Genomic DNA, 11,680 nt, shown 5'->3' with positions numbered 1-11,680 from the left:
AAGCCGTGCATCTCGTCGCTCCGTGCTCAGCATTTGCGTGGATCGGTGGAATCCGCGGGCACATGCGGATCGCACATGCGGATCGCGCCCGCGCTGGTGATGCGCACTTGCAGGTTGCGGTAGGCGGCGCCGTCGTTCGGCCCGGTGATGTCGATGCGGGCGATCGGGTCCGCGTTGACCACGCGCCCGAAGCCGTTGAACGTGACGGTGGTGCCGCCCGTGGTTCCATCCGCCTGCAGGCCGCTGACCTTCACCTTGCCGCCGCCATCGCCCACGGCGCGCTTGAGCACGATCTTGGGTGCCACGCTGGTCGACGGCGCATTGGCGCAATGCGTGTCCGGCGATGCCGCGCTGACGACCCAGGAGCCGCTGCTGGCCGACAGCGCGCAGCTGTTGTCCATCACGCCGGGGTCGGCCAGGGAGACGAGGTAGAACGAGATGCTCTGGTTGCGTCCCACGGCTTCGCTGCGCGCCGTCTGCAGCCCGATCTGCAGGGATTCCGCGGCGTTGCGGATGCGTGAGTTGTCCAGCCACGCGCCGATGCTCGGCGCCGTCGCGAACAGCACCAGCGCCAGGACCGCCATGGTGACGACCAGTTCGATCAGCGAGAAGCCGCGCTGCTTCATGGCGGGTCCTGGTCAACAGGTGGCCGATTTCGTGAGCCAGCACGCGGCATTCACGTCGCTGCCCTTGAACTTCGTGGTGACGCGGTCGCCGTTCTGATTGATCGTGTAGACGTGGCCGACGGCGGCGCCCTTGATGCCGGTCGCCGTCACCGTGTAGCCCTGCTGGGCGTTCGTCGTGGCGCAGTCGAACGAAAAGTACTGCGCGGTCCGGGGGAAGGTGTTCCAGCTACTGGCGCTGGCATCGGCAGCGCACTTGGCGGCCGTGCCGTAGTTGCGGCTGTCCTGGTAGTACTGCTCCATCTTGGCCCGGTACTCCGACAGCAGCGTGAACGCCTCGGGGAGCTGCCCCCGACGCACATAGTCGTTGTATGCGGGCAGTGCGATGGCGGCCAGGATGCCGATGACCGCGACGACGATCATCACTTCGATCAGGGTGAACCCGCCGGCGGAGGGCCGGCTTCTTCCGCAGTGGAAGCAAGCCAGTTTTTTCACGGTGAGGACTCTCGAAGTGGGGTGCGCGCGGTGGCAATCAGTGACGATCTTTTCTGATTGTGTGAATGCAGGTCCGGAAGCCCCAGACCGTTTGTCAGCGAGCGCACACCTTCCGTCTGAGCGTGTACAGACGTACACATTCAGTTGCACGAAGTTGCATTTTTGGCGTCGGGCGCCTTTTGACGAGGTGCGCTCGGGGCCCGCGGGACACGGGCTGTCGGTGCCTAGCGCGGCGTCGATTCGCCGGCGGTATAGCTGCCCGACTTGCCGCCGTGCTTTTCGAGCACGTGGACATCGGTGATGCGCATGCCCCGGTCCACCGCCTTGCACATGTCGTAGATCGTCAGCAGCGCCACCTGGACGGCGGTCAGCGCTTCCATCTCGACGCCTGTCGGCCCCACCGTTTCGACGGTGGCCGTGCAAGTCACCTGGGGCAATCCGCCCTCGGACATGGCGAAAGCCACTGCCACCCGGGTCAGGGCGAGCGGATGGCACAGGGGAATCAGGTCGCTGGTCTTCTTGGCCGCCTGAATGCCCGCGATGCGCGCAATGCCCAGCACATCGCCCTTCTTCGCGGTACCCGATTCGATCAGCGCCAGGGTGGCCGCCTGCATCTCGATGCGGCCGGTCGCCACGGCCACGCGATGCGTGGCCGGCTTGGCGGCCACGTCGACCATGTGCGCCTGGCCCTGGGCGTCAAAATGTGTAAGGGAACTCATGGGTGAACGATCGGCGAAGTGCCGCATCATACGAGGCCGAACCATTGACGAGGAATGTTGCGGTTGACTCCAGTTATCCACTCCCCCGGCATGCAGCGGCCCGCCAGGCGCCTCTTGAGGAGCGCGTGCGCCGCAGTGGTGATCGCGGCGCAACTGGCGCTGCCGGCACCCGCCGTGGCCCAACTCCTGCCGGGCATGGGCGACGGCGGCGAGATGACCGCCAGTGCCGAGCGGCATCTCGGCGACCAGATCGCGCGCGAGCTGTACCGCGATCCGGACTACATCGACGACCCGGTGCTCTCCGAATACGTCGACGACATCTGGCAGCGGCTGCTCGCCGCCGCCCGCACGCGGGGCGATCTGACCCCCGAGCTCGACGAACGATTCGCGTGGACCGTGGTGCTCGGGCGCGATCGCAGCATCAACGCCTTCGCGCTGCCGGGCGGCTATCTCGGCGTCAACCTGGGGCTGATCGCAGTGGTCGGCAGCCGGGACGAACTCGCCACGGTGCTCGGGCATGAACTGTCGCACGTCACGCAGCGTCACATCGCGCGGCAGATGTCCAAGCAGAGCAAGCAGATGCCACTGATGCTCGCCGGGCTGATCCTCGGCGCGATCGCCGCCAGCAAGAGCCGCAGCGCCGATGCCGGGCAGGCCGTGATCCTGGGCAGCCAGGCTGCCTTCGTGCAGAACCAGCTGAGCTTTTCGCGCGACATGGAGCGCGAGGCCGACCGTGTCGGTTTCGGCGTCATGACGCAGGCCGGCTATGCGCCGCAAGGCGCGGCCTCGATGTTCGAGAAGCTGCAGTACGCATCGCGGCTCAACGACAACGGGTCCTATCCGTACCTGCGCAGCCACCCGCTCAACAGCGAGCGCATTGCCGACATGCAGGGACGCTTCCAGTTCAAGCCCGGAACGGCGGCCGCCGCGCTGCCCCTTGCAATGGACCACGCCATGATCGCGTCCCGGGCACGGGTGCTCACGCGCCCGGGCGTCGACGTGCTGCGGTTATGGGTCGACTCCGCGTCGAGCGGCGAGTTCGCGAAGAGTTCGCCCGCCCAGCAGGCCGGCACGCTCTACGCGGCAGCGATGGCGGCCAGCGAATTGCGCGACTTCAAGGCGGCCCGTGCGCTGGCGCAGCGGCTCGTCACGCGCACGGCGGGCGATGCGCCGTCCTCCCGCCTCGCGCGATTGCTGTCCGCCGAGATCGAACTCACGGCCAATGCGGCGCCTGCCGCGGCGGCGCTGCTCGATCCCAAGGCCAAGGACCGCCCCGAAATGCTGCTCGCCGCGCAGGCGGCGGTCGCCATGCGGAATCCCGCGCCGATGATCCCGTCGCTGCGCGACTGGGTGGCCGTCCATCCACGCGATGCGACAGCCTGGCGCACGCTGGCCAACCTGTACGGGGCGCAGAACGACACGGTTCGCGCGGTGCGCGCGGATGCCGAGGCCAATGTGGCGATCCTGGACTATCCGGGTGCGCGCGATCGTCTCCGGGCGGCTCAGGACCTGATCCGCAAGAGCGCGCAAGGCCAGGCCGGTGGCGTGCCCATCGATCACTACGAGGCGTCGATCATCGACACCCGCGCACGCGCGGTGGAGGCACTCTTCAAGGAGCAGGCGGCCGAACCGCCGCTCAGGTAGGAAAAGGGGAGGGCGTGCGGCGCCGGCGCGCCGCAACGCCATGCGTCAGCGCTTGGAGAAAAGCCCGCCCAGCGCCGATTCGATGAGCAGGCCCAGCAGCGAATAGATCAGCGATCCGATCAGCGCAGCAAGGAAGCCGTCGACGTGAAAGCCCGGCAGCAGTCCGGATGCGGCCCAGAACAGCAGGGCGTTGATCACGAACAGGAAGAGGCCCAGCGTGACGATGGAGACCGGCAGTGTCAATACCACCAGCACTGGCCGCACGAACATGTTCAGCAGGCCGATCACTGCGGCGGCCAGCAGTGCCGAGGTGTAGCTCGTGACTTGGACGCCGCTGTAGAAGTAGGTGACTGCCAGCAGCGCGAGCGCGCTGAGCAGCCACTTGATGAGCAGTCGCATTCAGCGGGTCGCGGACCTATTCCGACAACTCGTTGGCCAGCATGAGCAGTGCGCCCATGCCGACCACGGCGCCCGGCAACGCCCAGCTCGATTGCCCGGGCGGGGCCACGTCGGGTGCCACGGGTTCGAGGTCGACCCCGATCTTGGGCCGACGCGCATCGACCACCTGCGCAGCGCCGTGCTCCAGCTTCAGGCGCTTGGTCAGGTCGGTCAGCGGACCCTTCGCGAGAACCGCGATGACTTGTCCGTTTTCGTGGGCCAGCAGCGGCACGACCTGCTCCTGCACCTTGGCGAACCATTTGGCGCGCCAGTTCTCGCGCGCGCTGTGACTCACCCATTTGCTGATGCGGTGCGTCATGCGCGGCGCGCAAGCCACGACCACCCACTGGCGCGGCCCGGCGCTGCCTGCGTCCGCTACGACCTTGGCGAGGAACTCGCGCGCATAGGCCGCATCGTCGACGTACAGAATGATCTTTTCCATAGGTGCTCCTTCTTTCATTGGTTGGAGTGGCAGAGGCAACGGGTCGGAGATCAGACAGTCACGGCGGCGGTGGCCTTGGGGCGGCGTGCCGCGACCCACTTGCCGATCGCGAGCACCAGCAGCGCACCGAGTACGCCGGCAGCGTAGCGAACCACGTCGGTTTGCGGCAGCTTCGGCACCCACGTCCACGCCGCTGCGTTGGCAACGGCCGGGTCCGACACGGCCATCGTGCCCGCGATCCAGCCCAGCAGCATGCCGCCGAGCGTGATGATGATCGGGAAGCGGTCCATCAGCTTGATGACGAGCTGGCTGCCCCACACGATGATCGGGATGCTCACCAGCAGGCCGAAGATCACGAGCGGCATCTGGTGGCCTTCGCCGGCACCTTGCGCGGCGCCAGCGATGGCGATCACGTTGTCGACGCTCATCACGAGGTCGGCCACGATCACGGTCTTCACGGCGGCCCAGAGCTTGTCGCTCGCGGTGATGTTTCCGTGCGCGTCGTCATGCTCGGGCGCGAGCAGCTTGATGCCGATCCACACCAGCAGAATCGCGCCGGCGAGCTTCAGGAACGGGATGGCGAGCAGCGTGAGCGCAAAGAAGATGAGGATCACGCGAAGCAGGATCGCGCCCGCAGTGCCCCAGAGAATGCCCTTGGTGCGTTGCGCCGGGGGCAGCTTGCGGCAGGCCAGGGCGATCACGACGGCGTTGTCGCCACCCAGCAGGATGTCGATCATGATGATCTGACCGACAGCGACCCAAAACTCGGGGGTCATCAACAGTTCCATAAAGTCCTCCATTCAATTCGAGTCCGCCCATGCGGGTCGGATGAAGCGGCTGACTGAGGATCAGGGGAACCTCGAGGAACTTGCAATCGCTTCGATCAAACCAGCATGGGTTCAAATCGAAGGTCTTGCTCGGCAGCGCGATGGCCGCCCGAAAGGCCGGAAGTGTTGTGCTTCGTATTGACGACCTGACGATGCCCGCTCTCGTGAAAGCGGACGGGAGCTACTCCCCTTCGTGGTCGCGATTAAAGCATCGAAGGCCGCCGCGTGGCAACCCGCGACGACTGCCTCCTTAAGAAAATCGCGCTGAAATCCCGCATCGCTAAAGCGATTGATGCTATGTATTTGATAGCAATCAATTCCTTCGCCGGTTGCGGGACTTTGCCGGACTATGATGCCCGCTCGCATTTTTTCGTCCCCCATGGCCGCCATTCACATCACCGACATCGAGGCCGCCATCAACTTCTGGCGCGACAGGAAACCTTCACCCGACGGCATCACGCTGGCGCCCGAGTTGCGCGCGCTCGCCGAGGTCTACGCGTTGATGGTGTTTCATCACGAGGATGAGGTCGACGAAGTCGGCTTTCCGTCCGAAGCCTGGGCCGCGTGGCTCGTCTGGTACCACGGCACCCCCGACACGCCCTGCATCGCGATCTGTTCCACCAGCCAGGGCGATGACGAATGCAAGGGCTGCGGCCGCAGCTTCGACGAAGTGCAGCACTGGCCCGCGATGTCGCCGGCCGAGAAGCGATCGACGTGGCGCCGCATCACCGTGCAGGGCAGCGCCTGGCGCTTCAACAAGTACGCCGAGCGCGCACGCGAGGCCGAGCATGTGTGGCCCGACGACGATGCCGCCGAAGCGGCGTCGGACCCGTCGGCCTGATGGACTGACCCACGCCATGCGCCGCCTCGTGCAAGCTCCCAACCTGGCCATCGCCACGCTGTGGGTGCATGCGCTGCGCGAGGACGGTGTCGAGGCCTCCATCCAGCGCGAATACCTCGGCGCCGCGGCGGGCCAGTTGCCGCCCGATCAGTGCCTGCCCGAGATCTGGATCGAGGACGACGAGCAATACGCGCTCGCCGAGCGCCTGCTGCACGAACTGCGTCACCGTCCCCAACGCCGCTGGCATTGCGTCTGCGGCGAACTGGTCGAAGGCGGATTCGAGCAATGCTGGAAATGCGGCGCCATGATGCCAACCCCCTGAAAAAGCCAGAAACACCGCGGATCCGGCTCCGCCGGTCCGCCGGTGTTGCCCCCGGCAGGGGGTAGGCGGCTACACGAAGTGAGCAAGCCTGGGGGCGAGCTATTTGAACTTGACGGGCTCGATGTCGATGTTGTGCGTGCCGTCGCCGAGCATCAGCGCGCCTTCCTGGATCGTGGCCTGCAGTTGCATCGACCGTTGCGCGAGCGCCGATAGCGACTGCGAGGCCGCCGTCGGCACGCGGAACACACTGAGGTTCTGCGGCCGCGTCAGCTTGTTCTCGATGCCTCGCCACCAGATCTCGGCGGCGTGGTTGAAGCAGTAGACGATGACTTCATCCGCCTTGCCGCAAGCCTTGATGATGGGCTTGTCTTCCGGCTGTCCGACTTCGATCCACAGCTTCACCTCGCCGGTGAAGTCGCGCAGCCACACGTCCGGCTCGTCGGGGTTCGACAGGCCGGCGCCGAAGGCCAGCGTGCCGTCGCCATTGCACACGTCCTGCAGCTTGTACGCGTTGAGCGCCAGCGCAGCCAGGCGGATCATCATCCGCTCGTCCGTTTCGCTCGGATGGCGCGCGAGCGTCAGTGCATGGTCGGCGTAGTAGTTGTGATCGATGTCGGCGACGGCCAGGTTCGCTTTGAAGATCGTGGACTTGAGCGCCATCAGACCCGCCGGGCCAGTTCGGCCGCCTTGCCGATGTAGCTGGCGGGCGTCATGGCCAGCAGGCGCTCTTTTTCCTCGTCGGGGATGGCGAGCGAGCGGATGAGCCCGTGCAGCGCCTCGGCCGTCACGGTCTTGCCGCGCGTGACTTCCTTCAGCTGCTCGTAGGCACCCTGCACGCCAAAGCGCCGCATCACCGTCTGGATGGGCTCCGCGAGCACTTCCCATGATGCGTCGAGATCCGCCGCCAGGGCCTCTTCGTTGAGCTCCAGCTTGCCCAGGCCCGTTGCGAGGCTGGCGTAGGCGAGCGTTGCGTAGCCGAAGGCCACGCCGATGTTGCGCAGCACGGTGCTGTCGGTCAGGTCGCGTTGCCAGCGGCTGACGGGCAGCTTCTCGCTGAGATGGCGCAGCACCGCATTCGCCAGGCCCAGGTTGCCTTCGGCGTTCTCGAAGTCGATCGGGTTGACCTTGTGCGGCATCGTCGACGAGCCGATCTCGCCCTTCTTCAGCCGCTGCTTGAAATAGCCCAGGCTCACGTAGCCCCAGATGTCGCGCGAGAAGTCGACCAGGATGGTGTTGGCTCGTGCCACCGCATCGAACAGCTCAGCCATGTAGTCATGCGGCTCGATCTGGATGCTGTAGGGCTGGAAGGTGAGTCCCAGGCCCAGCGGCGCCGGGGTTTCGACGACCTTGCGGCTGAAGGACTCCCAGTCGAAGCCGGGCCATGCCGCCATGTGGGCGTTGTAGTTGCCGACGGCGCCGTTCATCTTGCCCAGCAACTGCACGGCCGCGATCTGCTCGCGCGCCTTGACCAGGCGGACGGCGACGTTGGCGAGTTCCTTGCCCACGGTGGTCGGGCTTGCAGTCTGTCCGTGGGTGCGGGAGAGCATCGACACGCCGGCGAACTTGCTCGCCATGTCGCGCAGGGTCGCGATCAGGCCGTCGATGGCGGGCAGCATGACCTTTTCGCGGGCCGCCTGGATCTGCAGCGCATGGCTGGTGTTGTTGATGTCCTCGCTGGTGCAGGCGAAATGCACGAACTCGGAAGCTGCGAGCAGCTCGGGACGGGCCTCGAACTTGGACTTGATCCAGTATTCGACGGCTTTCACATCGTGGTTGGTGGTCTTCTCGATCTGCTTGATCGCGACCGCGTCGGCCTCGGAGAAGTTCGAGACCAGGCCCAGCAGGTACTTGCGGGCACCCCCGGTGAGGGGCTTGAATTCGGCGAAGCCGCAGTCGGAGAGCGCGATGAACCACGCCACCTCGACCTGCACCCGCCGGTGCATGTAGCCCTGTTCGCTCATCAGCGGACGCAGCGCCGAGAGCTTGGCCGCGTAGCGGCCGTCGAGGGGGGAAAGTGCGGAAACGGTGGAGAAACTCATGGGCGAATTTTAGGTTGCGCCCCGCCGGAGGCAATTTCAGTCCTCCGGCGCGTCCCGGAAGTAGGCGATTCGCTCCGTTGTCGCCGGGTGCGAGGAGAAGGCGAGGCCGATGATGTTGTCGTCGCCTTGCGAACCTTTCTGCGCCGTGTCGCGCCAGCGCTCGATGGCCTCGAAGAAGGCGACCATCGCGCGCGGCGGGATGCCGGCGGCGCGCATCAGGCGCACCGATTCGGCATCCGCTTCGCGCTCCGCATCGCGCGAATAGCCGAGCGAGGCGAGAACAACCGGCGCGGTGCTGATCAAGGTGCCGTAGTCGCCGATCGCGACCGATGCCGCGAAGCCGATCGCCGACACCTGCACGAGCTGCCGCATCGCGTGGCGCTGGCGGACATGGCCGAACTCGTGCGCCAGCACGCCGAGCACGGCGTCATCGTTGCCCGGCAACAGCGCGACCAGTTCGTCGGTCAGCACGATCGTGCCTCCCGGCAGCGCCAGCGCATTGGGGCCCAGCCGCTGGCCCTGCTCGCGGCTGCGCCGGAATTCGAGCGTCCATGCCGGTGCATCGACGGCATGGGCGGTCTGCACCATCTGCGCGAAGGCCTTGCGGATGCGTTCCTGGTCCGCCGGGGCGAGCGCGCTGGGCTGGAGCAGCGACTGGTCGAGCGATTCGAGGACTTGCGCGCCGATCAACGCGTCGATGCGCTCCGGCACCATCGCGGTCACGCCGCGCGCCACACTTGGCAGGCCCCATTGGTACATCGCGGCGATGGCGCACACCAGCAGCACGAAGGCGATGGCCGCGCCGCGCCAGCTCTGCTGCGCGCGAACCACCCAGCTGTCGCTGCGGCCGAACTGCGTCACCCACGCATCCCACGTCGACGTATCGAGCGCCTGCACGCTGGCGCCCTGGGGCAATTGGGCGATGCGACTGCCGTGACGGGTCCGCTCGGGCCAGCGCACCTGGGCAAGCGAGACCGTCAATGGCGGGAAAGTCTCGCCGGGCCGGGGGGCGACCGTCAGCACGTCGTCCTGCACGCGCAGGCTAGCCGCATGCGGCTTGCTGCTGCAGCCGTCGAAGTAGCGGACGTCGAGGTCGGTCACATCCCGATGTCCAGGCCGAACAGGTCCGCCGCCATGTCGCCCGCGGCGCTTGGGTTTTCGCGTCCCGCCACTTGTGTGATCTCATCCAGCGAGATGCGCGTGCGCAGTTCGACCGCCTCGATCTGGGCCCGGCGGGTGTTCACCACCGCGAAGGGCCAGTAGAGCCCGAGCGTGAGCATGATCAGCAGGTAGTTCTTGCATTGCAGGCGCAGGTAGGCCGCCAGAAGCAGGCCGCTCTTGAATCGCAGCACCTCGTTGCCCGTTTTCGACCAGATGAGATTCTGGAGCCGCACCTGGAGGTAGGACTTGGGAAGAATGTTCAGGAGCAGGATGCCCGCAAGTCCCAGCGCCACTGACAGCCCGATGAATCCCGAGCTTCCTCCGCGTCTCCCCGTGAACACGAACACGGCGACCAGCACGCCGACGAACAGCAATGCCAGCAGCGCGATGCCGATCAGCTTGATGAAGATTCCATAGACCACGCCCACGTCGGCTTCGAGGCGGGTCTGCAACTGTCCGATGGCGTAGTTGCCGTGCTGATAGCGCCTCACGCGCCAGAGGAAATAGGGCAGCCCCGCGAAGAACGCCAGCATCCCGATCCCGATCAGGCCCGATGCGGCGGGCGGCATGCCGCGCGGTGCCATCGCGCCGGCGACGGCAACGGGCAGCAATGCCAGGGCGAGCGGCGGCATCATGCACGCGTACGCTCCCGCCATGTCGCCGGCGAAGCGAAAGCGCAGGCCGCGCCAGCTCGTGTTGGCCAGGCGGAAGCGCATGGCGGCGCGGAACAGCGCCGGCCACAAGACCACGAAGGCCAGCGCCGCCAGCAGCGCGGCCCAGCCGGAGAAGTTGCTGCCGACCGAATAGGTGATCAGGAACAGCGAGGCGATCAGCGTGCCGCGGAGCATCTTGCGGGGCTCGCCGTGGAAGTCGAGCGCATCGCCGTCGACCCAGGTGTTGCTGTAGAAATACTTGAGCTTGCGAACCTTGGCCCACGGAAGATAGATCCCCAGCGTGACCAGAATCAGCAGCAGATTCACGATCCAGATGCGAAAGTATTCGCTGCCCGTCGCCGTGAATTCGATCGGATGGCGGTGCGGAACGCTCGCGCCGGATTCGCCGGATTCCAGATTCACTCTCGCTCCATCTTGTCGGTGATGGGGCTGGATTCTGCACTGCCACGTTCCCCTAGAATCAAAGCGCTACAACGATGACCCTGATGGGGGGAAAGCTCGCATGAAACTGATCGGATCCGCTGCCAGTCCTTACGTGCGCAAGGTACGCGTGGTCATGGCCGAGAAGCGGCTCGACTACCAGTTCGTGATCGAAGACGTCTGGTCTGCCGACACCACGATCTCCAGCGCCAATCCGCTCGGCAAGGTGCCCTGCCTGATCATGGACGGCAGCGAGGCGATGTTCGATTCGCGCGTGATCGTCGAGTACCTCGACACCCTGTCGCCCGTCGGCAAGCTGATCCCGCAACAAAGCCGCGAACGCGCCGAAGTCAAGACCTGGGAAGCACTGGCCGATGGCGTGATGGACGCCGGCGTGCTGTGGCGCCTCGAAGCCACCTGGGCGCACCGCGCCGAAGGCGAGCGCAGCCAGGCCTGGATCGACCGCCAGCGCGGCAAGGTCCTGGCCGGCATCGCCGCCATGGCCAAGGGCCTCGGCGACAAGCCTTTCTGCAGCGGCATCCACCTCAGCCTGTCCGACATCGCGGTCGGCTGCGCCATCGGCTGGATCAGCCTCCGCTTCCCCGAGATCGACTGGCGCGGCGACCACAGCAATCTCGCCCGTCTCTACGACAAGCTGATGCTGCGCCCCAGCTTCGCCGACACCAAACCCTGAACGCAGCACCCAAACAAAAAGCCCCGCAAGCGGGGCTTTTTAGTTCGTGAAACACCGCGGAACCGGCTCTGCCGGGCCGCAGGTGTTGCCCCCGGTCAGGGGGTAGGCGGCTACACGAAGTGAGCAAGCCTGGGGGCGAGTAATAAAAACGTTGCGAGGCGCCCCAAGACGAAGGAGGGAGGGAGGGAGGAGGAGAAGAATCGCCTCGGGATTTCAACCCGGCGGGGACGCCAGGAAGACCTCGCAACATGAAAACGGCCGGGCTGTCCAGGCCCGAATCCGTATGAGGCCGCGCCGTGCGGCCCGGTTCCCTTGACAGTGGTAAGCGTTTGTGACGTCTT

The 11,680-nt window shown here is 66.1% G+C and carries 14 protein-coding genes; 4 read left to right on the top strand and 10 right to left on the bottom strand.

Annotation, left to right across the window (positions count from 1 at the left end; genetic code table 11):
- Nucleotides 1-26: 26 nt before the first annotated feature.
- The 3 genes from QTH90_RS12155 to moaC form a co-directional block, all read right to left on the bottom strand.
- Nucleotides 27-626, bottom strand: a complete 600-nt coding sequence (locus tag QTH90_RS12155) for a GspH/FimT family pseudopilin (protein ID WP_286664806.1) — start codon at nucleotides 624-626, stop codon at nucleotides 27-29.
- Between the two features lie 12 nt (nucleotides 627-638).
- Nucleotides 639-1,118, bottom strand: a complete 480-nt coding sequence (locus QTH90_RS12150; protein WP_286664805.1) for a type IV pilin protein — start codon at nucleotides 1,116-1,118, stop codon at nucleotides 639-641.
- Nucleotides 1,119-1,342: 224 nt separating this feature from the next.
- Nucleotides 1,343-1,837: a cyclic pyranopterin monophosphate synthase MoaC gene (gene moaC / locus QTH90_RS12145; RefSeq protein WP_286664804.1), complete on the bottom strand. Its 495-nt coding sequence runs from the start codon at nucleotides 1,835-1,837 to the stop codon at nucleotides 1,343-1,345.
- 54 nt (nucleotides 1,838-1,891) lie between these two features.
- On the opposite strand from moaC, the gene QTH90_RS12140 reads away from it, so the two are divergent.
- Nucleotides 1,892-3,481 carry a M48 family metalloprotease gene (locus tag QTH90_RS12140; RefSeq protein WP_286664803.1) on the top strand — a complete coding sequence of 530 codons (1,590 nt, stop codon included), beginning with the start codon at nucleotides 1,892-1,894 and terminating at the stop codon, nucleotides 3,479-3,481.
- A gap of 45 nt (nucleotides 3,482-3,526) precedes the next feature.
- On the opposite strand, the gene QTH90_RS12135 is transcribed toward QTH90_RS12140, so the two are convergent.
- From QTH90_RS12135 to QTH90_RS12125, 3 genes are read right to left on the bottom strand one after another with little or no spacing between them, the layout of a single operon-like run.
- A complete protein-coding gene (locus tag QTH90_RS12135) occupies nucleotides 3,527-3,880 on the bottom strand; it encodes a phage holin family protein (protein WP_286664802.1) in 354 nt (117 codons plus the stop codon).
- A gap of 16 nt (nucleotides 3,881-3,896) precedes the next feature.
- On the bottom strand, nucleotides 3,897-4,361 hold the full coding sequence (locus QTH90_RS12130; RefSeq protein WP_286664801.1) for a hypothetical protein: 465 nt from the start codon (nucleotides 4,359-4,361) through the stop codon (nucleotides 3,897-3,899).
- 50 nt (nucleotides 4,362-4,411) lie between these two features.
- Nucleotides 4,412-5,149 carry a TerC family protein gene (locus QTH90_RS12125; protein ID WP_286664800.1) on the bottom strand — a complete coding sequence of 246 codons (738 nt, stop codon included), beginning with the start codon at nucleotides 5,147-5,149 and terminating at the stop codon, nucleotides 4,412-4,414.
- A 418-nt stretch (nucleotides 5,150-5,567) separates the two neighbouring features.
- On the opposite strand from QTH90_RS12125, the gene QTH90_RS12120 reads away from it, so the two are divergent.
- Entirely contained in the window at nucleotides 5,568-6,029 is a 462-nt protein-coding gene (locus QTH90_RS12120) for a DUF3717 domain-containing protein (RefSeq protein WP_286664799.1), read from the top strand.
- A 16-nt stretch (nucleotides 6,030-6,045) separates the two neighbouring features.
- Nucleotides 6,046-6,351 (top strand): putative signal transducing protein, encoded by a 306-nt coding sequence (locus QTH90_RS12115; RefSeq protein ID WP_286664798.1) that lies wholly within the window; start codon nucleotides 6,046-6,048, stop codon nucleotides 6,349-6,351.
- A gap of 99 nt (nucleotides 6,352-6,450) precedes the next feature.
- On the opposite strand, the gene QTH90_RS12110 is transcribed toward QTH90_RS12115, so the two are convergent.
- Genes QTH90_RS12110 through QTH90_RS12095 form a run of 4 tightly spaced genes read right to left on the bottom strand, consistent with a single transcriptional unit; the run spans nucleotide 6,451 to nucleotide 10,627 of the window.
- Nucleotides 6,451-7,011, bottom strand: coding sequence for a YaeQ family protein (locus QTH90_RS12110; protein WP_286664797.1), 561 nt, complete (start codon nucleotides 7,009-7,011; stop codon nucleotides 6,451-6,453).
- Nucleotides 7,011-8,390: an adenylosuccinate lyase gene (gene purB, locus QTH90_RS12105; protein ID WP_286664796.1), complete on the bottom strand. Its 1,380-nt coding sequence runs from the start codon at nucleotides 8,388-8,390 to the stop codon at nucleotides 7,011-7,013. The genes QTH90_RS12110 and purB overlap by 1 nt, the downstream gene beginning before the upstream one ends.
- Before the next feature lie 36 nt (nucleotides 8,391-8,426).
- Nucleotides 8,427-9,491 (bottom strand): M48 family metallopeptidase, encoded by a 1,065-nt coding sequence (locus QTH90_RS12100; RefSeq protein ID WP_286664795.1) that lies wholly within the window; start codon nucleotides 9,489-9,491, stop codon nucleotides 8,427-8,429.
- Nucleotides 9,488-10,627, bottom strand: a complete 1,140-nt coding sequence (locus QTH90_RS12095) for a YjgN family protein (protein ID WP_286664794.1) — start codon at nucleotides 10,625-10,627, stop codon at nucleotides 9,488-9,490. The genes QTH90_RS12100 and QTH90_RS12095 overlap by 4 nt, the downstream gene beginning before the upstream one ends.
- Before the next feature lie 100 nt (nucleotides 10,628-10,727).
- Between QTH90_RS12095 and QTH90_RS12090 the strand changes: the two genes are divergently transcribed.
- Nucleotides 10,728-11,339: a glutathione S-transferase N-terminal domain-containing protein gene (locus QTH90_RS12090; RefSeq protein WP_286664793.1), complete on the top strand. Its 612-nt coding sequence runs from the start codon at nucleotides 10,728-10,730 to the stop codon at nucleotides 11,337-11,339.
- Nucleotides 11,340-11,680 lie beyond the last annotated feature (341 nt).

The sequence above is a fragment of the Variovorax flavidus genome, assembly GCF_030317145.1.
GTDB lineage: Bacteria > Pseudomonadota > Gammaproteobacteria > Burkholderiales > Burkholderiaceae_C > Variovorax > Variovorax flavidus.
Note: the sequence above shows the minus strand (reverse complement) of the source record. Positions and strands in the feature narration are given on the sequence as shown.